A 26,933-nucleotide genomic window follows, 5' to 3' on the forward strand; every position below is an offset into this window, starting at 1 on the left:
AAGGCTGGCGATCCGTGCCGATCAGCGGCGGCGCGGCATGACCTCGGGATTGATCACGGTCTGGGGCTTGCCGGCCTGCGGACCCGCGTCGAGCGCGGCAATCAGGTTGTCGGCCGCCAGGTTGGCCATGGCACGGCGGGTTTTTTCCGACGCGCTGGCGATGTGCGGCGTCAGCACGACGTTGGGCACGGTCAGCAGGTCAGGATGCACGTTCGGCTCGCCCTCGAACACATCGAGCCCCGCAGCAAAGATCTTGCGATCGCGCAGCGCGGCGGCCAGCGCACCGTCGTCGACAATGCCGCCGCGCGCCAGGTTGATCAGCGTGGCAGTGGGTTTCATCAGCGCCAGTTCCGCCGCGCCCATCGCGTGATGGCTCTCGGGGCTGTACGGCAGCACCAGAATCAGATGGTCCGACTGCTTCAGCAGTTCGGTCTTGGTCACATAGCGCGCATTGAGCGATTGCTCGACATCGGCCGGCAACTGGCTGCGGTTGTGGTACAGCACCTGCATGCCGAAGCCCGCCGCACGGCGGGCCAAGCCCTGGCCGATGCGCCCCATGCCGAGGATGCCCAGCGTGCTGCCGTACACGTCCATGCCCACGAGCATGTCGTAGCTCCAGCGCTCCCACTTGCCGGCGCGCAGGTAGTGCTCGCTCTCGGTCACACGGCGTGCGGTGGCCATCAGCAGCGCCCAGCCGAAATCGGCGGTGGTCTCGGTCAGCACGTCGGGCGTGTTCGTCGCCACGATCCCCGCGGCGGTCAGCGCCGGCACGTCGAGGTTGTTGTAGCCCACCGCCATGTTGCAGACCGCCCGCAGTTGCGGCAGCGTGGCAACCAGGTCGCCGTCGATCCTGTCGGCGGCATTGGCCAGCACGCCGGCCTTGCCGGCCAGCCGCGCCCGCAACGCCGCGGCGTCGAGGACCAGGTCCTCCTGGTTGGCATCGACATCGAAATATTGCGAAAGACGCTCGATCACATCGGGAAAGATGGCGCGCGTGACAAGGACAGGGGGCTTCATGGCAGTCATACGTGGAAGAAGAGGAACGTCATCACCAGGAACAGCGGCACCAGCACGGCGCAGGACCACGCCATGTAGCCGAAGAAGCTCGGCATGCGCACGCCACGGCTTTCGGCAATCGCCTTGACCATCAGGTTTGGCGCATTGCCGATATACGTGTTGGCGCCCATGAACACGGCGCCCGCCGAGATGGCGGCCAGCGTCGACGCATCGCGCGTCATCAGCGTGGCCGCATCGCCGCCGGCGGTATTGAAGAACACCAGGTAGGTCGGCGCGTTATCCAGGAACGACGACAGGATGCCCGTGGCCCAGAAGTACATGCTGTCGATCGGCTGCCCGTTGCCGTCGCTGACCGCCCGGATCACGCCCGCGAACGCGCCATCGGTGCCGGCCTTCAGCATGGCGATGACCGGAATGATCGTCAGGAAGATGCCGGCAAACAGCTTGCCCACCTCGAGCATCGGTTCCCAGTTGAACTCGTTGCCACTGCGCGCGGCATGCGGAGTCGCCAGCAGCGACACCACGGTCACCACGATGAGCAGCCCGTCGCGCACCAGCGCGGGCAGCGGTACCTCCGTGCCCATGACGTCGAAGGCGATGCCGGGCTTCCACAGCCCGCTCATCAGCACCAGGCCCACCACGGCCACCAGCAGCACGAAATTGATCTTGCCTTCGAGCCGGATGCCCGCCGAGTCCGGCGTCGGATCTTGCGCCTGCGGCAGTTCTTCCTCCCGCTTGAGAAAGTAATAGCGGTCGATGACGTAGAACAGCGCCAGCAGCACCACCCAGATAAAGATCGTCTCGGGCAGGATGTTGCGCAGCGTCCAGGAGAACTCCACGCCCTTGAGGAAGCCCAGGAACAGCGGCGGATCGCCAAGCGGCGTCAGCGCGCCGCCGGCATTGGCCACCAGGAAGATGAAGAACACCACCACATGGGCCACGTGGCGCCGGTTGTCATTGGCGCGCAGCAGCGGCCGGATCAGCAGCATCGCGGCGCCCGTCGTCCCCATCAGGCTGGCCAGCACGGTGCCCAGCGCCAGGATGCCGGTGTTCAGCCGTGGCGTGGCGTGCAGGTTGCCCCGCACGCAGATGCCGCCCGCCACCACATAGAGCGCGGTCAGCAGGACGATGAACGGGATGTACTCGGCCAGCAGCGCATGCGCGGCGTTGGCCACGGCCGCGTGCAGGCCGAACTGCGCGGCAAACGGCACCAGGAACAGCGCCGCCCAGGCTGCGGCGATCTTGCCGTAGTGGTGATGCCAGAATTTGGGCGCGACCAGCGGAAACAGCGCGATCGACAGCAGGATGCCGGCGAACGGCACACCCCAGACGGGCGACAGCGCGGCACCATCGAAGTCGGCCGCGAATGCCACGGCCGGCGACAGGAGCAACGTGGCAAGCAGATATTGAGGAAGCAGCGTGGCAACACGACACATCAGACAGCAATCTCCTTTATCGCAACACACGCCGTCACAGGTGCAAGACACGGATTCGCGTGTGAGACAGACGACAAGGCGCACGCGTCCGGAGTGGTTACCAGGGCGGTGGGACAGCAGCACGCGGCGAAGGGCCCAGTGTAAAGCAAACCCTTTTGAGAATGGTCTGAAAGTGCCTCAATCCACCGCGCCACAGGGCGCGCCGCTCATTGCTGATCGACCAGGATCACGTGTACCCGATACGGGCCGTGGGCACCCAGCACGATGGTCTGCTCGATATCGCCCGTGCGCGACGGTCCGCTGATGATATTGGTGGCGCGCGGCAGCTGGCCGTGTTCGGCACGCATGCGCGCGAACGCCTCTTCCAGATTGGCGACGATGCGCGAGACCGGAACCACCGCGATATGGGTTTCCGGCAGCAGCGCGGCCGACGCGAAGGTATCGGGCCCCGACAGCAGCATCAGCGAGCCGGTCTCGGCAATCGCCACGAAGCAGCCCGTGATGCCGACCAGATCGCCATGCTCGCGGTCTGCCTGCGGCTCGCGCACGGGCGGGCGGCATTCCACCTCCAGGCCCTGCGCGGCCCACGGCAGCTCGCCCAGGCTGGTCCACGCCACGGCGCGGCGCGACAGCTTCAGACCGTCGAGATAATGCAGCGCGGCGCCAGGCACCTCGGCCAACGTGGCCACGCGGTCCACCGTGGACGCCATCTTCTGCGCCTGCACGCTGAACGCCGCGACGCGATCTTCGCCTACATCGGGCTGCGGCCCCTGCGGATGGCGCGTCAGGTAGTCGGCCACGGCGTCGCGCTCACCTTGCGTCACCGTCACCCCCCTGCCCTGGGCGGCACGAATGCGGGCGAAGATGCGGTCACGGGCGGCGTTCGTTTCCATGATGTGGGCCTGAAGGGTTGCGGGGCCTGGTGATTATAAGAAAACCACGATGCCCGTGGATGAATCCGGTTAAGCGGACAGCTGAACGTCAAACACCTGCCGCAGGTACGACAGGTAGCCCGGATCGTCGCACATGGTCTTTTCGGGCGTATCCGACAGCTTGGCCACCGGCTGGCCATTGCAGCGGACCATCTTGATGACGATCTGCAGCGGCGTGTAGCCAAGGTCGTTGGTCAGGTTCGTGCCCACGCCGAAGGCCAGCTTGCAGCGGCCATGAAAGCGCTCGTAGAGCTCGATGACCTTTGGAATATTCAGCGCGTCGCTGAAGATTAGCGTCTTGCCGCGCGGGTCCACGCGATTGGCCGCATAGTGCGCGATCATGCGTTCGCCCCACTCCAACGGGTCGCCCGAGTCGTGCCGCACGCCGTCGAACAGCTTGCAGAAGTACAGGTCGAAGTCGCGCAGGAACGCGTCGAAGCCGTAGGTGTCCGACAGCGCAATGCCCAGGTCGCCGCGATATTCGCGCGCCCAGTTCTCCAGCGCGTAGACCTGCGAGTCGCGCAGGCGCGGACCCAGTGCCTGGCACGCCTGCAGGTATTCATGCGCCATCGTGCCCAGCGGCGTCATGTTGTGCATCCGCGCGAAGTGGACGTTGCTGGTGCCGGCCAGCTGGTGGCCAAGGATGTCGCGCATCGACAGCAACACCTCTTCCTGCCAGTCGCGGGAAAAACGCCGGCGGGTGCCGTAGTCCGCGATCACGCAGTCCTGGTACTTCGACGCCTTCAGCAGGGCCAGCTTGGCTTCCAGCCGGCGGCGTCCTTCGTCCAGGTCGGCCTGCGGCTGCGTCCGGCGGAAGTAGACCTCGTTGACGATGGCCAGCAGCGGGATCTCGAACAGGATGGTATGCAGCCACGGCCCGCGAATCGTGATGTCGATTTCGCCGTTGCCCTTGGCAGACGGCTGCACGACCACGTACTTCTGGTTCAGGTGGAACAGGGCCAGGAAATCGACGAAATCGCTCTTGATGAAGCGCATGCCGCGCAGGTAGGTCAGTTCGTCGTCGGAAAAGCGCAGCTCGCAGAGTTGCCGGATCTCGTCGAGGATCTCGTCGACATACGGCGTCAGGTCGACCCCGGCGTTGCGGCACTTGAAACGGTATTCGACCTCGGCCTGCGGAAAGTGATGCAGCACCACCTGCATCATCGTGAACTTGTACAGGTCGGTGTCGAGCAGGGAACGGATGATCATAGCGAAGCCAAGGCTTGGGGCGCGGCGAAGTCAGGCCATCATGCTAACCGAAAGTCACGCGCGGCATAGGGATGGCCGGCTGGCACGCGGGGTCAGCCGCCGTCGAGCCCCCGCAGCGCTGGGGATGTCTGGTGGCCGGGCTGCCGCGATTGCAGGCACCACAGCCGCTGGCCCTGATCGCCATGGCAGGTGACCAGCGTGGCCTGGGTGCGTGGCACGGCGGCGGGCAGCGGATCGGCAAACGTGGCCGAGGCGACCATGATGCGCTCCTGGTAGACCGGCTGCCCCGCGCGGTCGAAGCGCAGGACCTGTATCAGGGTATCGGGCGAAGGCTGCAGATCCTTGCCGCACGGCAGGAAGCCGTCGCGGTTGCAGTTCGCCATGGCCATCCCCGCCGGCGTACGGATGACGCTGAAGCTGTCCCAGTCAAAGGCAGTCAGCGCAGAAAGCGCCACGGGCTGATCGGTACGCGCCCGCCACGCCACCAGCCGGGACACCACGCTATCGGCCATTTCCCCTGGACGCGGCGGCGCCGGCTGGGCGGCGGCGTCGGCACCCAGCAGGGCGCAGAAAAGCACCGTGGCGCTGGCCAGGCGGACCATCCGGCTACTCGCCGGGCCACCTGCCGGGCACCCCATCAAGCTGGCTGGCATGAACAAATCCCTTCGCAAGATTGCTGTCGATCAATGTGCTCGCAACGCACGGGAGCAAAACGGAAACGGCCTGCGGGCGCACCCGCGGGCCTGAAAAGCCACGCATGACACAGGGGAATAGTAGTCCGGGAGCCCGCCGCGCGGAGCCCATTCCGCCCGGAATCTGGCGCCAGAGGCCACTCAGGGGCCTATTTCGCACCAAAAATACATAAAGAAATAAGAAAACTATCTGACCCGGCTATATAGACTCACTATCCTTGCGAGAAGGCTCAGCTACAATATCGGTCTTTGAAAGGCCTCGGCCCTCGCTCGCCCCAAGTTATCCCGATTGACACGCGCGGTGTTTGGCGCGTATCGGACAACTCGCAAGAGCGACCGGCAAGAATCCGGCCTTGGACAATATCCCCATCGAAGACCGATCCGTTTTTCTGGAACCGAAATGACTCACGTTGTCACCGAAGCCTGCATCCGTTGCCGTTACACCGACTGCGTTGATGTGTGTCCGGTCGATTGTTTCCGCGAAGGCCCGAACTTCCTGGCCATCGATCCCGACGAGTGCATCGACTGCGCCGTGTGCGTGGCCGAGTGCCCGGTGAACGCGATTTACGCCGAGGAAGATGTGCCCGGCGACCAGCAGCAGTTCATTGACCTGAACGTCGAACTGGCCCGCAACTGGCCGTCCATCACCAAGACCAAGGCCCCGCTGGCCGAAGCCGAGGAATGGAAGGACGCCACCGACAAGCTGCAATACCTGCAGCGCTAAGAAAAGACTGACGCGACGGGCGGCAAATACTGCTGGCGGCACGCCGGCATTGCTTGCCCAGCGTCGCAGAAAGCCGTCCCCACGCGCTTTCCCGTAATACCGGGCACCTGCCGTGCCCACAACGTATCAGGACGAATATGGACTTGAGCATTCCAAATCCCGTGGCCGACGCAACCCAGCAGGCTGGCGGCAACACCAGCGGCCAGCCGCTGGAAATCGACGCGCTGATCGTTGGCGCGGGCCCCGTTGGCCTGTTCCAGGTGTTTGAACTCGGCCTGCTCGAAATCAAGGCGCACGTGATCGACTCGCTCAAGGTAGTGGGCGGCCAGTGCGTGGAGCTGTATCCGGACAAGCCGATCTACGACATCCCGGCGGTGCCCATCTGCACGGGCCAGGAACTGACCGACAACCTGCTCAAGCAGATCGAACCGTTCTCGCCCACGTTCCACCTGGGCCAGGAAGTCAGCGTCGTCGAGCGCCGTGAAGACGGCCGCTTCTTCGTCGAGACGTCGCTCGGAACCCGCTTCATCACCAAGACCATCTTCATCGCCGCCGGCGTGGGTTCGTTCCAGCCGCGCACGGTCAAGGTGGAAGGCATCGACAAGTTCGACGGCACCCAGCTGTTCTACCGCGTGAAGGATCCGAGCCGCTTCCACGGCCGCAATCTGGTGATCGTGGGCGGTGGTGATTCGGCGCTGGACTGGGCGCTGGATCTCCACGGCAAGGCAGAGTCGATCGTGCTGATCCACCGCCGCGACGGCTTCCGCGCCGCGCCGGCCTCGGTGGCCAAGATGCGTGACCTGTGCGAGCAGATGGAGATGCAATTCATGGTCGGCCAGATCGGCGGCTATGAAGAGAAGGACGGCGTGCTCACCGAGATCAAGGTGACCGGCGGCGACGGCGTGACCCGCCGCATGCCGCTGGACGACCTGCTGGTGTTCTTCGGCCTGTCGCCGAAGCTCGGCCCGATCGCCGAGTGGGGTCTGGACCTGGAGCGCAAGCAGATCAAGGTGGACACCGAGAAGTTCGAGACGAACATCCCGGGCATCTTCGCCGTGGGCGACATCAACACCTATCCGGGCAAGAAGAAGCTGATCCTGTCGGGCTTCCACGAGGCCGCACTGGCAGCGTTCGGCGCCGCGCCGTACATCTTCCCGGACAAGAAGATCCACATGCAATACACGACGACTTCGCCGAAGCTGCACAAGGTGCTGGGCGTCGAATCGCCGGTCTTCGATTGACCTGTCGAAGGCCAACGCAAAAAAATCGCCTCCGGGCGATTTTTTTGTTTGCACAATTAAAAAAGCTGGCTATAATGCGGCCTCGCTGTTGAACACGGCAACGCAGCAAAAGGCGGAAACGCCCAGCGCTGGCCGGTTTCAAGGCGAACCAGAGTTCCAGCAACAACTTCTGACGAAAACAAAACGTTAAAAAGTTGTTGACGAAACGAAGAGAAGCTGGTTATAATTTCTTTCTCAGCTGTTCCCCGATAGCTCAGTTGGTAGAGCGCCGGACTGTTAATCCGTAGGTCCCTGGTTCGAGCCCAGGTCGGGGAGCCAAAAAATTCAAGAGAAGGCCGATGCGAAAGCATCGGCCTTTTTCTTTGTCCGCCGCCTTCGCCACCCTTCCGTGGCCCCCCCTATCTCGCACAAACGTTCCAGAAAGCCCAGGCCGATGTGGCTATGATGAACAGCCGCATACGCCGAACCAGGAACCCGCAGTGAGCCCCCAGAGCTGGATCGACCTCAAGCAGGATGCCGACACGGGCATCGAGACGATTCGCGCCCACTTCGAGGGCCACGCGTACGATCCGCACTGGCATGACAGCTACCTGGTCGGCTACACCGAGCAAGGCATCCAGCAGTTTCATTGCCGGCGCGAGGTCCAGCGCAGCGTGCCGGGCAAGGTCTTCACGCTCGAACCGGGCGAAATCCACGATGGCTACGCAGTGGCGCCCGAAGGCTTCACCTATTCGATGCTCTATCTGGACGCCCAATGGATGACGCGCGAACTGCACGCACTGTTCGACGATGCGCCCGCGCAATGCCAGCCCGCCTTTGCGCGTACGCTGAGCGAAGACCCCCAACTGATCGAAGCCATCGGCCGTGCGTTCACGGTGCTGCAACAGCCTGAACTGCGTATCGTCCGGCAGTCCGCGCTCGATGCCCTGCTGGCACAACTCACGTCGAACCTGCACTGGCGCACGCAGCGCGCCATCGATCCGCGCCTGCCGATAGCGGCCCAGCGCGCACGCGACTATCTGCACGACCACGTTGACCAGGATATCGGCCTCGATGATTTGGCCGCCGCCAGCGGCGTGGATCGCTATCGGCTGACGCGCGCGTTCAAGATCGCGTTCGGCATCGCGCCGCACGCCTATCTGGTGCAGCTGCGGCTGGCACGCGCCCGCCACATGCTGGCACGCGGCGCCACGCCCGCCGACGTGGCCATGGCCCTGGGTTTCGCCGACCAGAGCCACCTGGGCCGCTGGTTTCGCCGCGCCTATGGCCTGACACCCGCGCACTATCGCAAGCGCTGCTCAAACCTTCCAGACGCCTAGGCAGGGCGGCCGCAACAATGGCCGCATGAACGATACCCTGCCCTTCCTGCCTTTCCTGATGTTCGCCGTCGTGGCGTCGATCACGCCCGGCCCGACCAACGTTATCGTGCTGAGCCACAGCGCACGCCGCGGCGTGGCGGCCACGCTGCCAATCATCATCGGGGGCTGCGGCGGCGCCGCGCTGCTGGTGCTGACGGTCGGCATCGGCATCGGCGACGCGCTGGCCGCCCACCCCCTTCTGCAGCGCGCCATGGCCTGGACAGGCGTGCTGTGGCTGTCCAGGCTCGCCTGGCAGATCTGGCGAAGCCCCGCCGCCGCCATCGAAGCCGATGGGGCGGGGCACGCTGGCAACGCCAAGGCCCATGACAAGCCGCTAGGCCTCGCGGGGGCCGCCGGCCTGCAGCTTGTGAATCCCAAGACCTGGATGATGGCGCTGGCCGTGGTCAGCGTCTTTTCCGGCCACGACCCCGATCAGTCGCATCAGGTGATCCTGCTGTCACTGATCTTCTTCGTCGTGTCACTGCCGTGCATGGGCGTATGGGCGGTCCTGGGGGCCGGAGCGGCGCACTTCATTCGCTCGCCCATTTACATGAAGCGCTTCGAGCGCCTCATGGCGCTGGTGTTGCTGGCATCGGCGTGGGGCAGCCTGTCGCCTTGATGCAAAAACATCGAAAAGGCGTTCTCGGGCACATTTTCTGCGGTATGATCTTAGATTGCCCTGAATAGCTTGACTCCCGTTCGGTATACCTGTAAAAGCTTACCGGCGTATTTCTTGCGCAAGATCCACGGAAACAGGTAGTCGCCAAGTTTTTACCTAGCTAGGAAAATTTGGCCCGTCACCCCTGACACAGGCAGTACGGATTTCGGTCCGCAGCAGGTTCTAGGGGGCGCACCACGGCATTCGCCGCAGCGTGCGATACCACCGTCACGGTAGGCTCCGGAGCCCGGCGTGACACGTTTCCCTCCTATGAACCCACCGCCTCTGGCGGTAATCCTGAAGGACTGAATTGACTAAGATCGTTCTGAAACCGGGCGAGCCCGTTGAAGTTGCAATGCGTCGTTTCCGTCGCTCCATTCTGCAGACTGGACTGATCGTGGAACTGAAGAGCCGCACCGCCTACGAAAAGCCGACGACCGAGCGCAAGCGCAAGAAGAAGGCTGCCGAGGCACGTCTGCGCAAGCGTCTGCGCATGCAAATGCTGCCGAAGAAGCTCTACTGATTCGGGCTTTGCCACAAGAAAAACCGCCAGTTCTCTGGCGGTTTTTTTTCGTCCCGACTCCCCACAGCCTGGCCAGGGGAGCCGTGCGGGCGATCAGGCGCGCGTGGCGATCAGCGCCCCTGCGCCGATCAGCGTGATGCCGCCTGCGCGCTGCACATTGGTCTGTGCGCGTTGCGACGTCAGGCGCGTGGCCAGCGAGCGTGCCAGCAACGCGTAGACCATGGCGTTGGCAGTGGCCAGCACCACGAACGTCGGGATCAGGACCACAGCCTGCGGCCAGAACGCCAGCTTGGCATCAATGAACTGCGGCACAAAGGCCACGAAGAACACGATGCTTTTCGGATTCAGCGCAGTCACCAGCCAGGCCTTGGCAAAGCGCTGGCGGCCGCTACCTGACTGCGACGCCACATCGAGCGAGCGCGCACGGTTGGCCGTGCGCAAGGCCTGCACGCCCAGGTACACCAGATAGGCCGCCCCCGCCCATTTCAGGCCCGTGAACAGCGTGGCCGAGGCTGCCAGGACGGCGCCCAGGCCAGCCATCGACAGCGTGAAGGCAGTGAGGTCTCCGGCCGCTACGCCAGCCACCGTGGCATAGGCGCTGCGGCCGCGGTGCGCGAGCGCATCGCCGATCACCAGCAGGATGGTCGGGCCGGGAATGATCAGCAATACCACGCTGGTCAGTACGAATGTGATCCAGTGTTCAAAGGACATCGGTTCTCCTCGCTGCGTCGTCGTTGTTCTAAAAACGTCGAGCGTACGCCTGTCCGCCCCGCCCCGCCAGCCCGCCGATATGCCCCTGCGAATGGAATTGTCTTGCTGCGATGCGCCAACAATGCGTCACGCGATGGCCGGCATAATGGCGGATATCGCTCGCAAGGACTTCGCCTTGACTGCCATCCTCCAGATGCGCAATGTGCGCAAACGCTACGGCGACCAGCTCGTCGTCGACAACCTCGACCTGGAAGTCCAGCCCGGCCAGTGTTTCGGGCTGCTGGGCCCCAACGGCGCCGGCAAGACCACCACGCTGCGCATGCTGCTGGGGCTGACCACGCCCGAATCGGGCACGCTGACGCTGTGTGGCGAACCTATCCCGCAGCGCGCCCCGCAGGCCCGCATGCGCGTGGGCGTGGTGCCGCAGTTCGACAATCTCGACCCCGATTTCTCGGTGATCGAAAACCTGCGCATCTTCGGCCGCTATTTCGGGCTGTCGTCGGCCAGGATCGCCGAGCAGGTGCCCCGGCTGCTGGAATTCGCGCGGCTCGAAAACAAGGCCAACGCCCAGGTGCGCGACCTGTCCGGTGGCATGCGCCGACGCCTGACCGTGGCGCGCGCGCTGATCAACGATCCCGATCTGCTCGTGATGGACGAGCCCACGACCGGCCTGGATCCACAGGCACGCCACCTGATCTGGGAGCGCCTCAAGTCGCTGCTTGCCGCGGGCAAGACCATCCTGCTGACCACCCACTTCATGGAAGAGGCCGAACGGCTTTGCAACCACCTGTGCGTGATCGATGCCGGGCGGAAGATTGCGGAAGGCAAGCCGCACGAACTGATCGACCGGGAAATTGGCTGCGATGTGGTGGAAGTCTACGGCGACGAACTCGAACCCCTGCGCGACACGCTGACACCGCTGGCCGACCGCTGCGAAATGCGCGGCGAGACGCTGTTCTGCTACGTGCGCCAGCCCGATACGCTGCTGGCCGCGCTGCACGGCAAGGGCGGCGTACGCTACCTGCACCGACCCGCCAACCTTGAGGACGTGTTCCTCAAGCTGACCGGCCGCGAGATGAGAGATTGAGAGACGGATGACTGAGATGAGCGAACAGGATCCACGCAATCCCGACATCGCAATTTCGCCAGGATCTGCGGCGTCGACAGCCCCCCAGCACTATCCCCAGCCCCTGCTGCCCCGCAACGGGCGCAACTGGATGATGGTCTGGTATCGCAACTACATGGTCTGGAAGAAGCTGGCCATCCCGTCGATGATCGGCAACCTGGCCGATCCGATGATCTACCTGTTCGGCCTGGGCCTTGGCCTGGGCCTGCTGGTGGGCCAGGTGCATGGCGTGTCGTACATCGCCTTCCTGGCGGCCGGCACCACGGCGTCCAGCGTGATGATGTCCGCCAGCTTCGAGTCGATGTACTCGGCGTTCTCGCGCATGCACGTGCAACGCACGTGGGAGGCCATCATGCATGCGCCGCTGACGCTGGGCGACGTGGTGCTGGGGGAAGTGCTCTGGGCCACCAGCAAGGCGGTACTGTCCGGTGCGGCGATCATGATCGTGGCGGGTGTGCTCGGCTATGCGCAGTTCCCAGGCGCGCTGGCCGCATTGCCCGTGATCGTGCTGGCCGGCATCGCGTTCGCAAGCCTGGCGATGATCGTCACGGCGCTGGCGCCGAGCTACGACTTTTTCATGTTCTACCAGACGCTAGTGATGACGCCGATGCTGCTGCTGTCAGGCGTATTCTTCCCGCTGGAACAGCTACCCGAAGGCGCACAGAAGGCGACGATGGTCCTACCGCTGGCGCACGCCGTGGCGCTGATTCGTCCGTTGATGCTGGGAAGGCCGGTAGAAAACGCCGCAGTCCATCTGGCCGTGCTGACGGCCTATGCGGTGGTGGCGCTGGTAGTGGCGCTGGTACTGCTGCGCAGACGGCTGCTGCGCTGACGCAGCGCCGGGGAAGGTGCCCTCCCCCGCGAATAGGTGCAGGTAGAGGGAGACGGAAATACAGACGGCCTTACTGGCCCAGGCTTACTGACCCAGACCGCGCAGCAGGTCGGCCTTCAGGTCTTCCACCGATTCCAGGCCCACGGCCAGGCGGATCAGGCCTTCGGTGATGCCGGCGGCGGCCTTCGCCTCCGGCGCCACGCGACCATGCGTGGTCGTGTACGGATGCGTGATCGTCGTGCGGGTGTCACCCAGATTGCCCGTGATCGAGCACAGCTTCGTGCTGTCGATCACGCGCCAGGCGTTGGCACGCATCTGTTCCGGCGTATCGCCCTTCAGCTCGAACGACACGATCGCCCCGCCACCGCTTTGCTGGCGCTTGGCCACTTCATACTGCGGATGCGACGCCAGCGCCGGATGGAACACGCGGTTCACGGCCGGGTGCGACTCCAGGAACTGGGCCAGCGCCAGCGCGCTCTGCGAATGGCGCTCCATGCGGATGGCCAGCGTTTCCATGCCCTTGAGCATGACCCAGGCGTTGAACGCCGACAGCGTCGGACCCGCCGTGCGCACGAACGGGAAGACCTTGCCCATGATGAAATCGTGCTTGCCCAGCACGGCGCCACCTAGTACACGGCCCTGCCCGTCGATGTGCTTGGTGGCCGAATGCACCACCACGTCGGCACCGAACTTGATCGGCTGCTGCAGCGCCGGCGAGCAGAAGCAGTTGTCCACCACGAACAGCGCGCCCGCGTTGTGCGCGATCTCGCCCACGGCCGCGATGTCCGACACCTCGGTCAGCGGGTTCGACGGCGTTTCCAGGAAAAACAGCTTCGTATTGGGCTTCACGGCCGCACGCCAGGCCGCCAGGTCGGTGCCGTCGACGTAGGTCGTCTCGACACCGAACTTAGCCAGGATCGTGTTGAACAGCGTCATGGTCGACCCGAAGATCGAGCGCGAACTGACCAGATGGTCCCCGGCCTGCAGCGTGGCCAGGGCCACCGACAGAATCGCGCTCATGCCCGACGCCGTGGCCATGCAGGCCTCGGCGCCTTCCAGCGCCGCCAGCCGCGACTGGAACATCGACACCGTCGGATTGGTAAAGCGCGAGTACGTGTAGCCCTCTTCCGAGTTGGCGAAGCGCTCGGCAGCCTCGGCGGCGCTGTTGAAGCAGAAGCTCGAGGTCAGGTACATCGCCTCGGAGTGCTCCATGAACTCGCCAGTGCGCAGTGTGCCGGCGCGCACGCCAAGGGTGTCAATGCCGTAGGACTCCGGCCGGAACGGTTCGCTCATGCTGCTGTGCTGCCCAATGTGACAGATTGCTGTTATTCGTTGCTGCTCGAACGCTGCAGGTGCAACTGCGAACGTTCGGTTTCGCCGCCGTTGGTGCCTTCACGCTCGGCCTGGCTGCGCGCCGTTTCCAGGCGGTCCAGATAGGCTTCGTCGATGTCGCCGGTGATGTACTTGCCATCGAAGCACGACGCGTCGAAGTCACGCAGGTTCGGGTTGATGTCGCGCACGGCCTGCTTCATCGCTTCGACGTCCTGGTACACGAGCTGGTCGGCGCCGATCATGCGCGCCACTTCCTCGTCGGTGCGGCCATGGGCCACCAGCTCGGCACGCGTGGGCATGTCGATGCCGTACACGTTCGGGAACTTCACCGGCGGCGCAGCCGACGCGAAGATCACCTTCTTGGCGCCGGCGTCGCGGGCCATCTGCACGATCTCGAACGACGTGGTGCCGCGCACGATCGAGTCGTCGACGATCAGCACGTTCTTGCCCTGGAACTCCACGCCCATCGCGTTGAGCTTCTGGCGTACCGACTTCTTGCGCACCGCCTGGCCCGGCATGATGAACGTGCGGCCCACGTAGCGGTTCTTGAAGAAGCCTTCGCGGTACGGCACGCCCAGTGCATTGGCCACCTGCATGGCGGCCGGGCGGCTCGAATCGGGAATCGGCATGACCACGTCGATCTCGCCGGCCGGCACTTCGCGGCGGATCTTCTCGGCCAGGTAGTCGCCCATGCGCAGACGGGCGTCGTACACCGGCACGCCGTCGATGCATGAGTCCGGACGGGCCAGGTACACGAATTCAAAGATGCAGGGCGTCAGTTGCGGATTCTCGGCGCACTGCTTGCTGTGGAACTTGCCGTCCAGGTCGATGAAGATCGCCTCGCCCGGCGCCACGTCGCGCTCCATGGTGTAGCCCATGCCTTCGAGCGCCACCGATTCCGAGGCAATCAGGTATTCCTTGCCGGTCGGCGTGTCGACGCTGCCGATGCACAGCGGGCGGATGCCGAACGGATCGCGCACGGCCAGCAGGCCATAGCCCGAGATCTGCGCGGTGATGGCGTAGGCGCCCTTCACGCGGCGATGCATGCCGCTGACCGCCGTGAAGATGGTCTCCGGCTCCAGCGCCTTGCCGTTGCTGGCGCGCTGCAGTTCGTCGGCCAGCACGTTCAGCAGCACTTCGGAATCCGAATGCGTGTTGATGTGGCGACGGTCGCGGCGGAACATCTCCTCGCGCAGCTGTTCCGAGTTGGTCAGGTTGCCGTTGTGGGCCAGCATGATGCCGTACGGCGCGTTCACGTAGAACGGCTGGGCTTCTTCCTCGCTGGATGCGGAGCCGGCGGTCGGGTAACGCACCTGGCCGATACCGGACGTGCCCGGCAGGCCGCGCATGTTGCGCGTGCGGAACACGTCGCGCACCAGGCCGTTGGCCTTGTGCATGTGGAAGGTGCTGCCATTGGCCGTGGCGATGCCGGCTGCATCCTGTCCGCGGTGTTGCAACAGCAGCAGGCTGTCATAAATGAGTTGGTTGACAGGGCTGGTGGAAACCACGCCGACGATACCGCACATGCCGAACTCCCAGGAAAGGCAAATTGATTCAGGGGCGCTGCTCCGTCATGTACGCGACGGAACTGCGTTGATACTGCGCCGCGAGCGCCGAACGTTCAAGCACTCGCGTCTTCGATTCAGGTCTTCACGTACTTGGCCAGGTCGGGCGGCAGCCATTGGCGCAGCTCGCCCATCGCCTGGATCACATACGGGCGCGACACTGCGTCGCGCCAGAACGGTTCCTCCGGCAGCTTCGTGAGCCCCGCCAGCACGACGACCAGCATCACGATCAGCACACCCCGCGCCAGGCCGAACACCAGGCCCAGGCCACGATCCGCCGGCTTCAGGCCGGTGGTTTCCAGCAACTGGCCCAGAATGGCTCCCGCCAGCGCCGACACGATCCACGTGCCGAAGAACACAGCCAGGAAACCCAGCGCACTGCGCGTCAGCTCGCCGCCCGGCAGCGATTCCGGCATCCATTTCGCGGCCATGCCGCCAAAGTGATAGGCCAGCACAAACGCCACGACCCAGCCCACCAGCGCCAGCACCTCGCGCACCAGGCCGCGCAGCACGCCGATCAGTGCAGACGCCACCAGAATGAAGGCCACGCCATAGTCAAAGAAAGTAAAAGCCATGCGTGCGATGCGGGTTCCTGTCAGATGGGGGCAAACTGCCGCCCTGCAATTGGTACGTAATCGGGACGTGTATGGGGACGTGATCGGCTACGTCGCTGCCCGGGACGTTACTGCTCCACCACCTTCGAGGTCAGGCCGATCGACCGCACTTTCCTGTCGGCCGCATCGGCGGCATCGCGGCTGGTGAACGGACCCGCGCGCAGCAGGATGCGGTCGCCGTCGGCCATCGTCTTCTTTTCCACAAACGCCGGCACCTTGCTCTCCTTGAGCTTGGCCAGCCAGTTCTTGGCGCGTTCCTCCGAAGAGAACGCACCGATCAGGATCAGATATTTGGTATTGGCGGCAGCCGGCTTGGCCTCGGCGGGCTTGGTCTCGGCCACCTTCGTTTCGGCCTTGGCATCGGTCTTCGCATCAGCCTTGACCTCGGGCCTGGCGTCGGCCTTCGGCTTGTCAGCGGCCGGCGTGGTGACGATTTCCTCGCCTGCATCGAGCGCGGCGTCGTTGCGGCCGGCATTGGCGGAAGGCGGCAGCGCCTGCGCCTTGCGTGCCTCGACCTTGGGCTTCTGCGCGCCCTGGCCGTTGGCCACGCTGACGGCCACGTCGTCGGAGACGGGGCGTGGCTTGTGCTCGAACACGATCGGCAGCACGATCACCGCGGCCGCGAGCAGCACCACGGCGCCGATCAGGCGGCGGCGTGCGCGTTGTTTCTGGGGAAAGTCGGGATCGAGGGTATCGTCCGCGTAGTCGTCGGCCGGACGGCGCGACGCGCCGATGCCGGCGCCGGTTTCCGCACGCGTACGGCGACCGCGTTCGGGTGCCGGGTCAGTGCCCTTGCGGGACGAGAACAGCGAAAGCAGGCCCATAGATGCCCAAAGAGTGGTGTTCGGTGTGATGCGTTCCGGCCCGGGCATTCAGCCAGGAATCCAGACTGGCATTCAGTTGGCCTGCGTGGCGCGATATGCCATCACGCCAGCCACGGTATAGAACGATCCGAAGACCAGGATTCTATCATTCTCGGTTGCTCTCTCGATGGCATCGCGATACGCCAGTTCCGGACTTGAGAAGCACGCGGCGGTGTTGTCCGGCCCTTCCCGGAAGCCCGTGGTGTCCAATGCCTCGCGCAGGTCACTGGCCGATGCGCCGCGCTCCGTGGGCAGGTCGCACAGGCACCAGTGGTCGACCTTGTCCGCCACGTGGCGCAGTACGCCGGCAATGTCCTTGTCCGCCATCGCGCCGAACACCGCGTAGGTGTAGCGGAAAAACCCCATGTTCTCCATGTTCTGCCCCAGCGTGGCCGCGGCATGGGGATTGTGCGCCACATCGAGGATAACGGCCGGACGCCCCGGCATCACCTGGAAGCGGCCCGGCAGTTCCACGAAAGCCAGCCCGTTGCGCACTTCCTGCGCGCTGACCGGCAGGCGCGGGCGCATGGCCTGCAGCGCAGCCAGCGCCGCCGACGCGTTCAGTAGCTGGTTGGCGCCACGCAGCGCCGGGTAGCCCAGGCCGTTGAGCTTGCGGTCGCGGCCGGTCCAGTCCCATTGCTGGCGCTCCTGGCCCGGCGCGGCCTGGTGGCGGAAATCGCGGCCCACCAGCCACAGGTCGGCGCCGATGGCCTCGGCATGGTCGATCAACGATTGCGGCGGCAGGGGATCGCCGCAGATCGCCGGCACATTGGGACGGAAGATGCCGGCCTTCTCGTAGCCGATCTTCTCGCGCGTGTCGCCCAGGTACTGGGTATGGTCGATGTCCACGCTGGTGATGACCGCACAGTCCGTATCGATCACATTGACGGCGTCGAGCCGGCCGCCCAGGCCCACCTCAAGGACGATCGCGTCCAGCCCGGCCGACGCGAACATATGCATGATGGCCAGCGTCGTGAACTCGAAGTACGTCAGGCTGACCGGATCGGCAAAGCTCGTGCGGGCGCGCTCCACGGCCTCGAAGTGCGGCAGCAGCTGTGCGTCGGTGGCCTGCTCGCCGTTCAGGCGGGCGCGCTCGTTGAACGTGATCAGGTGCGGCGACGTATGCAGGCCCACCTTGTAGCCGGCCTCCAGCAGGATGCATTCGAGCATCGCACAGGTCGACCCCTTGCCGTTGGTGCCGCCGACGGTGAACACCACGGCGTCGATGCGCAGTCCCAGCGCTTCCTTGACGCGCGTGATACGCGTCAAACCCATGTCGATGCCCACAGGATGGGCGGTTTCCAGGTGTTGAAGCCAGTCGGGGAGTGTGTGGAAGATGGGCATGCTGAATTACGACACGACTAAAAACAAAATGGCGCGGGTTGGTACCCGCGCCATTGTCCTGCAAATCACGCTACCGCGTCAGGCGACTGCGTCGGCAGGCTGCTTCTGCAGCAGCGCCAGCAGCTGGGCCAGCTCCGCACGCAGGCGGCGACGGTCGACGATCATGTCGATGGCGCCCTTCTGCAGCAGGAATTCGGCGCGCTGGAAGCCTTCCGGCAGCTTCTCGCGTACGGTCTGCTCGATCACGCGCGGGCCGGCAAAGCCGATCAGCGCCTTGGGCTCGGCAATCACCACGTCGCCCAGGAACGCGAACGACGCCGACACGCCACCCATAGTCGGGTCGGTCAGCACGCTGATGAACGGCAGCTTGGCATTCGCCAGCTGGTTCAGCATGGCCGTGGTCTTGGCCATCTGCATCAGCGACAACAGGCTTTCCTGCATGCGCGCACCGCCCGTGGCGGTCACGCAGATGAACGGCACCTTCTGCTCCAGCGCGGCCTGCGCGCCACGCGCGAAGCGCTCGCCCACCACCGAGCCCATCGACCCGCCCATGAACTCGAACTCGAAGCAGGCCACGACCACCGGAATCGTATGGATCGCGCCACCCACGACCACCATCGCGTCGGTCTCGCCCGTGTCATCCATGGCGGCCTTGATGCGGTCCGGGTACTTCTTCGTGTCCTTGAACTTCAGCGCGTCCACCGGCACGATTTCCTGGCCGATCTCGAAACGGCCTTCGGCGTCCAGCAGCTTGTCCAGGCGCTCGCGCGACCGGATACGCATATGGTGGTCGCACTTCGGGCAGACGTGCAGATTGGCTTCCACGTCGGTGCGGTACAGCGTCGACTCGCACGACGGGCACTTGACCCACAGCCCTTCCGGAATGCCCTTGCGGGTGGAGGGGTCGGTCTGTTGAATCTTGGGAGGCAGGAGTTTATCCAACCAGCTCATGAAAGCTCCTTTCGGATAGCTGCCGCCCGCGCATCGACGGCCCCTTTCTCGGGGGGCGGACACAGGGACGGCAGGGAATCAGGCCGCGAATTTACCACGCCCGGCACATCTCGCCTAAGCAAAACGCGCCAAGTGTGCCGCTTAAGTCTCAAACGATCGCAATCGGCGCCGTTTTTTGCAGCGTTTTTCGGCCGATGGTCACGCCTTGGACACCTTTTTCAGGCGTCCAGTGCCTGGCGGATCTCGGCGATGAACGCACGGAGCGCTTCCACCGCCTTGTCGCGCGGCGCATCTTCCAGCAACTGCACCAGGCGGCTGCCGATCACCACGGCGTCTGCCACGCCACCGATCGCGCGCGCCGTCTGCGCGTCACGAATGCCGAAGCCGACACCCACGGGCAGGTTGGCGTGCTGCTTGATCAGCGGCAGGCGGGCGGCCACGCTGTCGAGGTCCAGCGTGGCCGAACCGGTCACGCCTTTGAGCGACACGTAATAAAGATAGCCGCTGGCGAGCTTGGCCACGGCGGCAATGCGGTCGTCGGTCGACGTCGGCGCCAGCAGGAAGATCGGGTCCATCTGGTTGGCGCGCATCAGCGCGGCAAACGACTGGCATTCCTCGGGCGGGTAGTCCACCACGAGCACGCCGTCCACGCCCGCCGCCGAAGCCGCCTTGGCGAAGGCTTCCTCGCCCATGCGTTCGATCGGGTTCGCATAGCCCATCAGCACCACGGGCGTGGTGTCGTTGGTCTGGCGGAATTCCTTGACCCAGGCCAGCACCTGCGTCAGCGAGACGCCTTGCGCCAGCGCGCGCTCCGAGGCGCGCTGGATGACCGGGCCATCGGCCATCGGGTCGGAAAACGGCACGCCAAGCTCGATCACGTCGGCACCGCCCTCCACCAGCGCGTGCATCAGCGGCACGGTCAGCGCGGGCGCCGGGTCGCCGGCGGTAATGAACGGAATCAGGCCCTTCTTCTGCTGCGCGGCCAGCGCCGCGAAAGTCTTCTGGATACGGGACATGTCGTTGGCCATCGGAATCAGATAAGGCGCTGCACCGGCGACGCCGCGTCATTGGCATCGTCGTTGGCAGCAGCCGGGGTCGTTTCGGTGCCCGCGGGCAGGCTGTCGGGCTGGATCGGCGCGTAGACGGGCTGAGCCGCCGTCACGCGATCGCGCACCAGCGCGGCGTATTGCGGATTCATCTCGAAGCCGACAAAGCGCCGGCCGTGGCGCACGCAGGCCACCGCCGTGGTGCCGCTGCCCGTGAACGGGTCCAGCACCACGCCGCCCGGCGGGCAGCTCGACAGCACCATGCGTTCGACGATCTCCAGCGGTTTCTGCGTGGGATGGTCGGCGCGCTCGGGATCTTGCCGGTGGATACGCGGCACGCTCCACAGATCCTTCGGGTTGTAGCCCACCTCAAGCCACTTCTTGCCCTCGAAGCGCGGCCGGCTGCGGGCCTTCTTGGTCTCGGCATCGTACGGAATGCGCACCGGGTCCAGGTCGAAGTAGTAGTCGCGCTGACGGGCAAAGAAGCCGATGTTGTCATGCACCGACGAGAACTTGCGCGTGGTGCCGCCCATGCTGGGCACGCGGCGATCCCAGATGATCTCGTTGATCATCGTCAGCCGCTTCTTGAGCATCACGAACAGCTCGGGCGAGTACTGCCACGTGCAGAACAGGTACAGCGTGCCCTTGGGGGCCAGCTTCGGGATGATGGCGTCCATCCAGCGCTCGGACCATTCCAGATAGGCGTCGCCCGACAGCAGGTCGGAATCGTTGCCGTAGTCCTTGCCGAGGCCGTAGGGCGGATCGGCGACGATCAGGTCGACCGATCCGTCTTCGATACGATTGATGCCTTCGAGCGCGTCTTCCTGGTACAGGCGGACGGCTTCGGTGTCGAGGATGTCGAACGGCGCCGCGGCGCCGCCCTCTTCCGCTTGGGTGGTGGTGTCAGGGGGCAGCGCACGCATTACAGCTTCAAGCCTCCACGTTCGGCCACGGTGTGCATGTCCTTGTCGCCCCGGCCGGACAGGTTCACCAGCAGCAGCTTGTCCTTGGGCAGGGTCGGCGCCAGCTTGCACGCGTAGGCGATGGCGTGGCTCGATTCCAGCGCCGGGATGATGCCTTCGATGCGGCAGCAGTCGTGAAAGGCCTTCAGCGCTTCGTCATCGGTGATCGGCACATACTGCGCGCGGCCGATGTCCTTGAGCCACGCGTGTTCCGGCCCCACGCCCGGATAGTCCAGGCCGGCCGACACCGAGTGGGTCTCGATGATCTGGCCGTTCTCGTCCTGCAGCAGGTAGGTGCGGTTGCCGTGCAGCACGCCCGGCGAGCCGCCGGTCAGCGATGCCGCATGGCGCCCCGTGTCCAGGCCGTCGCCGGCCGCTTCCACGCCGATCAGCTGCACGTCCTTGTGTTCGATGTACGGGTAGAAGATACCCATCGCATTCGAGCCGCCGCCCACGCAGGCGATCACGGCGTCCGGCTGGCGGCCGGTCAGCTCGGGCATCTGCACCTTCGATTCCTCGCCAATCACGCACTGGAAGTCGCGCACCATCATCGGGTACGGGTGCGGGCCGGCCACCGTGCCGATGATGTAGAACGTGGTCTCGACGTTGGTCACCCAGTCGCGCATGGCTTCGTTGAGCGCGTCCTTGAGCGTCTTCGAGCCGCTTTCCACCGGCACCACCGTGGCGCCCAGCAGCTTCATGCGGTAGACGTTGGCCGCCTGGCGACGCACGTCCTCGGAGCCCATGTAGACCACGCATTCCATGCCGAAGCGCGCGGCGATCGTCGCCGTGGCCACGCCGTGCTGGCCTGCCCCGGTCTCGGCGATCACGCGCTTCTTGCCCATGCGCTTGGCCAGCAGCGCCTGGCCGATCACGTTGTTGATCTTGTGGGCGCCGGTGTGGTTCAGGTCTTCGCGCTTGAAGAACACCTGGGCACCGCCCAGCGTCTCGCTCCAGCGCTGCGCGTGGTAGATCGGCGACGGGCGGCCGACAAAGTGTTTCAGCTCGCGCTGGAATTCGGCGTTGAAGTCCGCATCCTGCTGGTAGTGCGCATAGGCGTCGCGCAACTCGTCCAGCGCGTGGACCAGGGTTTCGGAAACGAAGCTACCGCCATAGGGGCCGAAATGGCCTCGGGAATCGGGCAAGTCGTACATGTCCAGGCTCTCAGGTGACGTTCCGCGCACGGTAGCGGCGGAACGCATCAAATTCGGTATCGGGCGATCGGAGCGACCGGGGCAATCGGGGATGGCAGCGGAACGGTGCCGGCGTGGCGTTACTGGCCAGCCTGTCCTGCATCCGCCAAGCGCACGGCGCGCACAAACGCGGCAATGCGGGCGTGGTCCTTCACACCCTTCGACGCCTCCACACCGCTACTCACATCCACGGCATAGGGGCGCACGCGCTCAATCGCACCAGCGACGTTTTGCGCGTTCAACCCACCACTCAAAACGATGCGAGGAGCGTCGCTTGCGGGCTGGCTGGTCGGATTGGGCGGAAGCCATTGAGCAGGAATCAGGGTCCAGTCGAAGACGTGGCCGCCACCGCCATAGCCTTCCACGAAGGCGTCGAGCAACAGGCCGGCGGCGTCACGGTATTGATCGGCGAATTCTACCAAATCAAGCCCCTGCTGGACACGGGCAGCACGCACATACGGCAGCCGGCAGCGGCGCGCGATGTCGATACATTGCTGCGCCGTTTCGTCCCCATGGAATTGAAGTAGCGTCAACGGCACACGCTCAGTGACATGTGCCACTTCCTCGGCGTCGGCGTTGACGAACAGCCCGGTCACGGTGACGAACGGCGGCACCTGTTCGGCCAGCGCGGCGGCCTGGGCCACATCCACGTAGCGGGGGCTCTTGTCGTAGAACACCAGGCCGATGGCATCGGCGCCGGCGTCGACAGCCGCACGCACGTCCTCCGGGCGCGTCAGCCCACAGATCTTGATGCGCGTGCGGGGCAGCACGCGGCCGGCATCAGGCGCCATTGTCGGAACCATCGGCAAACACTCCGTGGAAGAAGCTGGCGGACGCATCCGCCGCAGGTAGCTGGTACGGCTCAGGATACTTCACGTCGACCAGGTACAGCCCGTCGGGCATGAACGTCGGGGCGGCCTTCTGGCGGTTGCGGCCGGCCAGCACCTCGGCCATCCATTCGGCCGGATACCGGCCCCGCCCCACCGCCACCAGGCAGCCCATCAGGTTGCGCACCATGTGGTGCAGGAACGCACTGGCGCGAAAGCGCAGAAATACCCAGTTGCCGTCGGCGCGAACCGTCACGTCATACATCGTCTTGACCGGCGACTTGGCCTGGCATTCGGCGGCCCGGAAGGCAGAGAAATCATGCTCGCCCAGCAGGCAGGCAGCCGCGCCGCGCATGGCGTCGACATCGAGCCGCTGGCCCGGCGGCAGCATCTGGTAGCCAGCCCGGCTGTGGATCATCGGCACGCGGTGCGGGCCGGTGTAGAGCGCGTAGTAGTACATCCGCTCGTAGGCCAGGAAGCGCGCGTGAAAGCCGTCGTCGACCGGCTCCGCCCATTGCAGCGCAATGGACGGCGGCAGGAATGCGTTGACACCGCGCACCCACGAGAATTTGTCGCGATCCAGCTCGGTATCGAGGTGGATCACCTGGCCGAGCGCGTGCACGCCGGTATCGGTCCGCCCCGCCACCGTGGTCAGCAGACGCGTCCCGGCAAAACGCTCGATGGCATTTTCCAGGTGGTCCTGCACGGTATTGCGGTGGGGCTGCGACTGCCAGCCGGAAAAGGCCGAACCGTCGTAGTGAAGTCCGATGGCGATGCGATTCATGAGTGTGGCGATGCCCAAAAACAAAATGCGCCGGAAGGGACGCTTCCGGCGCATCGCTTCGGGCTGCGGCACCCCGTGTCAACGGCGTGCCGCAAACCCTGCATCATACCGGCCTTTGGGTCGAAACCCGCGGGCCGCCCCGCATCAGGCCACGTCGCGCAGCAGCGTGCGAGCCTCGGTCTGCAACGGGTCCTCCGACTGCTCCACCACTTCCTGCAGCAGCTCGCGGGCACCTTCCTTGTCACCGATTTCGATGTAGGCGCGTGCCAGGTCGAGCTTGATCTGCATGTCGCGGCTGCCATCCATGCCCGTGGCCGACAGCGTGCTGGCCGACACCCCATGCGTGGAATCGCCATTGCCTTCGGACGTGACACGGCTCAGGTCGATCGGCTCCACCAGCCTGCCGTTCTGGAGCATCGTCGGCGCCGGCAGCGGCACGGTCGATTCCGTCAGGGACGGCGCCTCGAACGTGGCGACCGAAGCCGGCTCTGCCGCCACGGCCGCACCCGGATTCACGGCGTTCAGGTCCAGCGACAGACTGGACATGTCGAACTCCAGCGGACGCGACCGCGTCGGCGTATCGAGTGCCGGCACCCCGGCCAGGTGGCGGTCTGCCCCATCTGCCGGCAGATCCAGGCCGGCATCGTGGCGCTCGTCGAGGACGTCATCGAGACGCGCCACCGGCTCCGCCTGGATCTCGTTACCGAACACCAGCGAGGCCGACGCCGGTGCCACGATGGGCTCCCCCGGCGCGGGCGCCGGGAAAGCATCGAGCGGCAGCGCCAGGTCCGGCATGGCCGATGCCTGGGGAGCCTGCTGCATCGACTGGGCAGGGTCCTGCGTGCGCCACTGGTCCGCCACCGGCGTCGTCGTATCGGCTTCCGCCGTCGTATCGGGCGCCACCGACAGGTACAGCGCATTGCTCGGGTCGAGCTTCCGACCCATTTCCGCGACCTGTTGCCAGTCCGCGCCTTGTCCGCCTACCTGGGCGAACATCTCTTCTGCGATCACTCGGAAACCTTCCACATCCTGACGAGTGTTGTAAATCTCCAGCAGCTTCAGGCGAATGGCCTGACGCTCCGGATTCTGTTGCAACGCTTCGCGCAGGATTTCCTCGGCCTGCACGTCGCGTCCGTACGCGATGTACACCTCGGCCTCGGCAATGGGGTCGACTTCCGTCGCTTCGGGCGAGTTGTTGCCAATGCGGAAGTCGGCGCCGAACACGCTGTGCTGCGACGTGTCGACGCTTTGGCCACCGGCGGTGCCGAACAGGGAATGTCCGCCCGCCATGACCGTGCTTTCCTGGGACAGGATGCTGTCACCGAAACCGGTGTTCTCGCTCGCCTTCTGCTTCTGGCGGCGGCGATAGTACGCATATCCGCCAAGCAACGCAACCAGCACACCCGCGCCCGGCAGCAACATCGGGTTGGCCAGCAGCTCGTCGAGGAACGACGGCTCGGGAACCGGTTGGACGACAGGCTTCTTCTTCGCAGCAGCAACAGGCGTCGAGGCAGCAGCAGGGGCCGAAGCGCTGGCTTGCGGCGCGGAAGCGGCTGCAGTCGCAGCCGTGGCCGTTGCGTCCGGCGCAGAAGCGGCGGCGGCGGCTGCAGCCGGTGCCGGCTCCGGCGTGGCGGTGCTCGTGGCATCCGCGGCCTTGGCCGGCTCGGCCGGCACCACGGTCGGGGCCGGCGCGGCGGCGGTATCGGCCGCCTTGCCAGCAGCGGGCGCGGCCGTGGCTGCAGCCGTGGCCGCCGCGGCGGTAGCCGCCTTGGCGCTCTGGCTGTTCTGGTTGAGCTTGGCGATCTCCGAGTTCTTCAGCTCCATCAGGCGCTGCATGTCGGAAATGTTCTTCTCGAGATCGGCGACGCGCGATTCGGCGTCCTTCAGCTTGCGCTGGCTGGCCACCTCGGCTTCCGCCTTGGCCTGCGCGCCCTTCTCGGCCTTCGAGAGCTTCAGTTCGTCGCGCGGACCTGCGTTCGGCACCGTGGTGTCCTGCACACGCGCCGTCACGTTGCCCGACTGCTCGCGGCCCGACCCGGCTTCCACCGACTTGGCGGCGGCAGCAGCGGCCAGGCGGCTGCGGTAGCTGTCGAAGCCTTGCGTACGCGCCACCACTTCGCGGCGTGCTTCGCGCGGGCTCACCGACTGGGCCTGCTGGGCGCTTGGCACCTTCAGCACGGCGCCGGACTTGATCCGGTTGATGTTGCCGCCGATGAAGGCGTTGGGGTTGTTGCGGTACAGCGCGAGCAGCATCTGTTCCAGCGACACCGAATCGACGCCCTGCGTGGCATCGCCGGCAATAGAATAGAGGGTATCGCCTTGCTGAACCGTGTAGCCGCCATTGGCGGCAGCGCCATCGGCAACAGCGGCCGGCGCTGCGGCACGGCGCGGCTGACGGGCCGGCGCCGGGGCTGCCGCTGGCGCGGGTGCCACGGCGGCAGGCGCGGCGGCGACTGGAGCCGGAGCGGGGGCCGCGGCTGGCGACGCGTCAGGAGTAGCCGCCTGCACCACGGTGGTGGGCGAGAACGCCTGGCTGGACGGCTTGGCGCCAGCCGGGTCCAGCAGGAAGGTATAGGCACGCGTGATCTTGCCGCTCGACCAGCTCATGTCGACCAGGATGTCGACGAACGGTTCGCTGAGCGGCTGGTTGGACCGCACGGTGGCCACATAGGTACCGTTCGGACGCTTCTGCACGTCGAGCTTCACGCTCGCAATGGCCGACAGATACGTCAGCCCGGCGCGTGAATAGGCACCCGGCGCGGCCAGCTTGACAGCCAGGCTGTCAGCTTCCTCGGGCGTCACGCCGGTGATATCGATTTCAGCCTGGAGCGGTTGCCCCAGATTGGATTGAACCCTTAATTGTCCAAACCCCGCGGCATACGCGGCAGGCTGCGCAAGCAGCAGACCAGCAGCCGTGATGGCCAGCGTTGACCAGCGCTGACGGACAGTAGGCGCATCTTTCCGGCGATGTAGGCTCACACTCACCTCGTGCT

Annotated in this window: 25 protein-coding genes and 1 tRNA gene; 8 read left to right on the forward strand and 18 right to left on the reverse strand. The window is 65.3% G+C overall.

What is annotated here, in order from left to right; genetic code table 11:
- Nucleotides 1-21: 21 nt before the first annotated feature.
- The 5 genes from CYJ10_RS19705 to CYJ10_RS19725 form a co-directional block, all read right to left on the reverse strand.
- Nucleotides 22-1,017, reverse strand: a complete 996-nt coding sequence (locus tag CYJ10_RS19705) for a 2-hydroxyacid dehydrogenase (RefSeq protein WP_101683202.1) — start codon at nucleotides 1,015-1,017, stop codon at nucleotides 22-24.
- Between the two features lie 5 nt (nucleotides 1,018-1,022).
- Complete coding sequence (locus CYJ10_RS19710; RefSeq protein ID WP_101683144.1) at nucleotides 1,023-2,453, reverse strand: sodium:proton antiporter; 1,431 nt, start codon at nucleotides 2,451-2,453, stop codon at nucleotides 1,023-1,025.
- Between the two features lie 206 nt (nucleotides 2,454-2,659).
- Nucleotides 2,660-3,346 carry a LutC/YkgG family protein gene (locus CYJ10_RS19715; RefSeq protein ID WP_101683145.1) on the reverse strand — a complete coding sequence of 229 codons (687 nt, stop codon included), beginning with the start codon at nucleotides 3,344-3,346 and terminating at the stop codon, nucleotides 2,660-2,662.
- A gap of 69 nt (nucleotides 3,347-3,415) precedes the next feature.
- On the reverse strand, nucleotides 3,416-4,594 hold the full coding sequence (gene pncB / locus CYJ10_RS19720; protein ID WP_101683146.1) for a nicotinate phosphoribosyltransferase: 1,179 nt from the start codon (nucleotides 4,592-4,594) through the stop codon (nucleotides 3,416-3,418).
- 92 nt (nucleotides 4,595-4,686) lie between these two features.
- The gene (locus CYJ10_RS19725) at nucleotides 4,687-5,247 is read right to left on the reverse strand and encodes a hypothetical protein (RefSeq protein ID WP_257993427.1); all 561 of its coding nucleotides are present in this window, start codon (nucleotides 5,245-5,247) and stop codon (nucleotides 4,687-4,689) included.
- Nucleotides 5,248-5,686: 439 nt separating this feature from the next.
- On the opposite strand from CYJ10_RS19725, the gene fdxA reads away from it, so the two are divergent.
- From fdxA to rpsU, 6 genes are all read left to right on the forward strand, one after another.
- A complete protein-coding gene (fdxA, locus tag CYJ10_RS19730) occupies nucleotides 5,687-6,010 on the forward strand; it encodes a ferredoxin FdxA (RefSeq protein ID WP_101683147.1) in 324 nt (107 codons plus the stop codon).
- Between the two features lie 137 nt (nucleotides 6,011-6,147).
- A complete protein-coding gene (locus tag CYJ10_RS19735; RefSeq protein ID WP_101683148.1) occupies nucleotides 6,148-7,251 on the forward strand; it encodes an NAD(P)/FAD-dependent oxidoreductase in 1,104 nt (367 codons plus the stop codon).
- Between the two features lie 242 nt (nucleotides 7,252-7,493).
- Nucleotides 7,494-7,569: transfer RNA gene (locus CYJ10_RS19740), tRNA-Asn, on the forward strand.
- A 161-nt stretch (nucleotides 7,570-7,730) separates the two neighbouring features.
- Nucleotides 7,731-8,570: an AraC family transcriptional regulator gene (locus tag CYJ10_RS19745; RefSeq protein WP_101683149.1), complete on the forward strand. Its 840-nt coding sequence runs from the start codon at nucleotides 7,731-7,733 to the stop codon at nucleotides 8,568-8,570.
- Nucleotides 8,571-8,595: 25 nt separating this feature from the next.
- The gene (locus CYJ10_RS19750; RefSeq protein WP_101683150.1) at nucleotides 8,596-9,228 is read left to right on the forward strand and encodes a LysE family translocator; all 633 of its coding nucleotides are present in this window, start codon (nucleotides 8,596-8,598) and stop codon (nucleotides 9,226-9,228) included.
- Between the two features lie 349 nt (nucleotides 9,229-9,577).
- Nucleotides 9,578-9,790, forward strand: coding sequence for a 30S ribosomal protein S21 (gene rpsU, locus CYJ10_RS19755; RefSeq protein ID WP_066731027.1), 213 nt, complete (start codon nucleotides 9,578-9,580; stop codon nucleotides 9,788-9,790).
- A 93-nt stretch (nucleotides 9,791-9,883) separates the two neighbouring features.
- Here the strand turns inward: rpsU and CYJ10_RS19760 are convergent, their stop codons facing one another.
- Nucleotides 9,884-10,501: a LysE family translocator gene (locus tag CYJ10_RS19760; protein ID WP_101683151.1), complete on the reverse strand. Its 618-nt coding sequence runs from the start codon at nucleotides 10,499-10,501 to the stop codon at nucleotides 9,884-9,886.
- A gap of 193 nt (nucleotides 10,502-10,694) precedes the next feature.
- Between CYJ10_RS19760 and nodI the strand changes: the two genes are divergently transcribed.
- Nucleotides 10,695-11,588 (forward strand): nodulation factor ABC transporter ATP-binding protein NodI, encoded by an 894-nt coding sequence (gene nodI / locus CYJ10_RS19765; RefSeq protein WP_374703284.1) that lies wholly within the window; start codon nucleotides 10,695-10,697, stop codon nucleotides 11,586-11,588.
- 16 nt (nucleotides 11,589-11,604) lie between these two features.
- Complete coding sequence (locus CYJ10_RS19770; protein WP_101683204.1) at nucleotides 11,605-12,459, forward strand: ABC transporter permease; 855 nt, start codon at nucleotides 11,605-11,607, stop codon at nucleotides 12,457-12,459.
- A gap of 84 nt (nucleotides 12,460-12,543) precedes the next feature.
- On the opposite strand, the gene CYJ10_RS19775 is transcribed toward CYJ10_RS19770, so the two are convergent.
- From CYJ10_RS19775 to CYJ10_RS19830, 12 genes are all read right to left on the reverse strand, one after another.
- Complete coding sequence (locus tag CYJ10_RS19775; RefSeq protein WP_101683152.1) at nucleotides 12,544-13,752, reverse strand: O-succinylhomoserine sulfhydrylase; 1,209 nt, start codon at nucleotides 13,750-13,752, stop codon at nucleotides 12,544-12,546.
- Nucleotides 13,753-13,784: 32 nt separating this feature from the next.
- On the reverse strand, nucleotides 13,785-15,317 hold the full coding sequence (gene purF, locus CYJ10_RS19780) for an amidophosphoribosyltransferase (RefSeq protein WP_101683153.1): 1,533 nt from the start codon (nucleotides 15,315-15,317) through the stop codon (nucleotides 13,785-13,787).
- 116 nt (nucleotides 15,318-15,433) lie between these two features.
- Nucleotides 15,434-15,931: a CvpA family protein gene (locus CYJ10_RS19785; protein WP_101683154.1), complete on the reverse strand. Its 498-nt coding sequence runs from the start codon at nucleotides 15,929-15,931 to the stop codon at nucleotides 15,434-15,436.
- A 107-nt stretch (nucleotides 15,932-16,038) separates the two neighbouring features.
- The gene (locus CYJ10_RS19790; RefSeq protein WP_101683155.1) at nucleotides 16,039-16,794 is read right to left on the reverse strand and encodes an SPOR domain-containing protein; all 756 of its coding nucleotides are present in this window, start codon (nucleotides 16,792-16,794) and stop codon (nucleotides 16,039-16,041) included.
- Nucleotides 16,795-16,866: 72 nt separating this feature from the next.
- Nucleotides 16,867-18,177, reverse strand: coding sequence for a bifunctional tetrahydrofolate synthase/dihydrofolate synthase (gene folC, locus CYJ10_RS19795; protein ID WP_101683156.1), 1,311 nt, complete (start codon nucleotides 18,175-18,177; stop codon nucleotides 16,867-16,869).
- Between the two features lie 78 nt (nucleotides 18,178-18,255).
- A complete protein-coding gene (gene accD / locus CYJ10_RS19800; protein ID WP_101683157.1) occupies nucleotides 18,256-19,128 on the reverse strand; it encodes an acetyl-CoA carboxylase, carboxyltransferase subunit beta in 873 nt (290 codons plus the stop codon).
- Nucleotides 19,129-19,346: 218 nt separating this feature from the next.
- On the reverse strand, nucleotides 19,347-20,144 hold the full coding sequence (gene trpA / locus CYJ10_RS19805; RefSeq protein ID WP_101683205.1) for a tryptophan synthase subunit alpha: 798 nt from the start codon (nucleotides 20,142-20,144) through the stop codon (nucleotides 19,347-19,349).
- A gap of 17 nt (nucleotides 20,145-20,161) precedes the next feature.
- Nucleotides 20,162-21,097: a DNA-methyltransferase gene (locus tag CYJ10_RS19810; protein ID WP_101683158.1), complete on the reverse strand. Its 936-nt coding sequence runs from the start codon at nucleotides 21,095-21,097 to the stop codon at nucleotides 20,162-20,164.
- Nucleotides 21,097-22,290 carry a tryptophan synthase subunit beta gene (gene trpB, locus CYJ10_RS19815; protein WP_101683159.1) on the reverse strand — a complete coding sequence of 398 codons (1,194 nt, stop codon included), beginning with the start codon at nucleotides 22,288-22,290 and terminating at the stop codon, nucleotides 21,097-21,099. Before trpB ends, CYJ10_RS19810 begins: the two co-directional genes overlap by 1 nt.
- Nucleotides 22,291-22,409: 119 nt before the next feature.
- Entirely contained in the window at nucleotides 22,410-23,132 is a 723-nt protein-coding gene (locus CYJ10_RS19820; protein WP_257993428.1) for a phosphoribosylanthranilate isomerase, read from the reverse strand.
- Complete coding sequence (truA, locus tag CYJ10_RS19825; RefSeq protein ID WP_101683206.1) at nucleotides 23,110-23,940, reverse strand: tRNA pseudouridine(38-40) synthase TruA; 831 nt, start codon at nucleotides 23,938-23,940, stop codon at nucleotides 23,110-23,112. The genes CYJ10_RS19820 and truA overlap by 23 nt, the downstream gene beginning before the upstream one ends.
- Before the next feature lie 144 nt (nucleotides 23,941-24,084).
- A complete protein-coding gene (locus CYJ10_RS19830; protein WP_101683207.1) occupies nucleotides 24,085-26,925 on the reverse strand; it encodes a FimV/HubP family polar landmark protein in 2,841 nt (946 codons plus the stop codon).
- Between the last annotated feature and the right edge of the window lie 8 nt (nucleotides 26,926-26,933).

The organism is Cupriavidus pauculus (genome assembly GCF_002858765.1).
GTDB lineage: Bacteria > Pseudomonadota > Gammaproteobacteria > Burkholderiales > Burkholderiaceae > Cupriavidus > Cupriavidus pauculus_B.

Coding starts and splice junctions, on each gene's coding strand:
- CYJ10_RS19705 (WP_101683202.1), bottom strand. CDS start 1,017: ATGAAGCCCCCTGTCCTTGTCACGCGCGCCATCTTTCCCGATGTGATC.
- CYJ10_RS19710 (WP_101683144.1), bottom strand. CDS start 2,453: ATGTGTCGTGTTGCCACGCTGCTTCCTCAATATCTGCTTGCCACGTTG.
- CYJ10_RS19715 (WP_101683145.1), bottom strand. CDS start 3,346: ATGGAAACGAACGCCGCCCGTGACCGCATCTTCGCCCGCATTCGTGCC.
- pncB (WP_101683146.1), bottom strand. CDS start 4,594: ATGATCATCCGTTCCCTGCTCGACACCGACCTGTACAAGTTCACGATG.
- CYJ10_RS19725 (WP_257993427.1), bottom strand. CDS start 5,247: ATGCCAGCCAGCTTGATGGGGTGCCCGGCAGGTGGCCCGGCGAGTAGC.
- fdxA (WP_101683147.1), top strand. CDS start 5,687: ATGACTCACGTTGTCACCGAAGCCTGCATCCGTTGCCGTTACACCGAC.
- CYJ10_RS19735 (WP_101683148.1), top strand. CDS start 6,148: ATGGACTTGAGCATTCCAAATCCCGTGGCCGACGCAACCCAGCAGGCT.
- CYJ10_RS19750 (WP_101683150.1), top strand. CDS start 8,596: ATGAACGATACCCTGCCCTTCCTGCCTTTCCTGATGTTCGCCGTCGTG.
- CYJ10_RS19760 (WP_101683151.1), bottom strand. CDS start 10,501: ATGTCCTTTGAACACTGGATCACATTCGTACTGACCAGCGTGGTATTG.
- nodI (WP_374703284.1), top strand. CDS start 10,695: ATGCGCAATGTGCGCAAACGCTACGGCGACCAGCTCGTCGTCGACAAC.
- CYJ10_RS19770 (WP_101683204.1), top strand. CDS start 11,605: ATGAGCGAACAGGATCCACGCAATCCCGACATCGCAATTTCGCCAGGA.
- CYJ10_RS19775 (WP_101683152.1), bottom strand. CDS start 13,752: ATGAGCGAACCGTTCCGGCCGGAGTCCTACGGCATTGACACCCTTGGC.
- purF (WP_101683153.1), bottom strand. CDS start 15,317: ATGTGCGGTATCGTCGGCGTGGTTTCCACCAGCCCTGTCAACCAACTC.
- CYJ10_RS19785 (WP_101683154.1), bottom strand. CDS start 15,931: ATGGCTTTTACTTTCTTTGACTATGGCGTGGCCTTCATTCTGGTGGCG.
- CYJ10_RS19790 (WP_101683155.1), bottom strand. CDS start 16,794: ATGGGCCTGCTTTCGCTGTTCTCGTCCCGCAAGGGCACTGACCCGGCA.
- folC (WP_101683156.1), bottom strand. CDS start 18,177: ATGCCCATCTTCCACACACTCCCCGACTGGCTTCAACACCTGGAAACC.
- accD (WP_101683157.1), bottom strand. CDS start 19,128: ATGAGCTGGTTGGATAAACTCCTGCCTCCCAAGATTCAACAGACCGAC.
- trpA (WP_101683205.1), bottom strand. CDS start 20,144: ATGTCCCGTATCCAGAAGACTTTCGCGGCGCTGGCCGCGCAGCAGAAG.
- CYJ10_RS19810 (WP_101683158.1), bottom strand. CDS start 21,097: ATGCGTGCGCTGCCCCCTGACACCACCACCCAAGCGGAAGAGGGCGGC.
- trpB (WP_101683159.1), bottom strand. CDS start 22,290: ATGTACGACTTGCCCGATTCCCGAGGCCATTTCGGCCCCTATGGCGGT.
- CYJ10_RS19820 (WP_257993428.1), bottom strand. CDS start 23,132: ATGGTTCCGACAATGGCGCCTGATGCCGGCCGCGTGCTGCCCCGCACG.
- truA (WP_101683206.1), bottom strand. CDS start 23,940: ATGAATCGCATCGCCATCGGACTTCACTACGACGGTTCGGCCTTTTCC.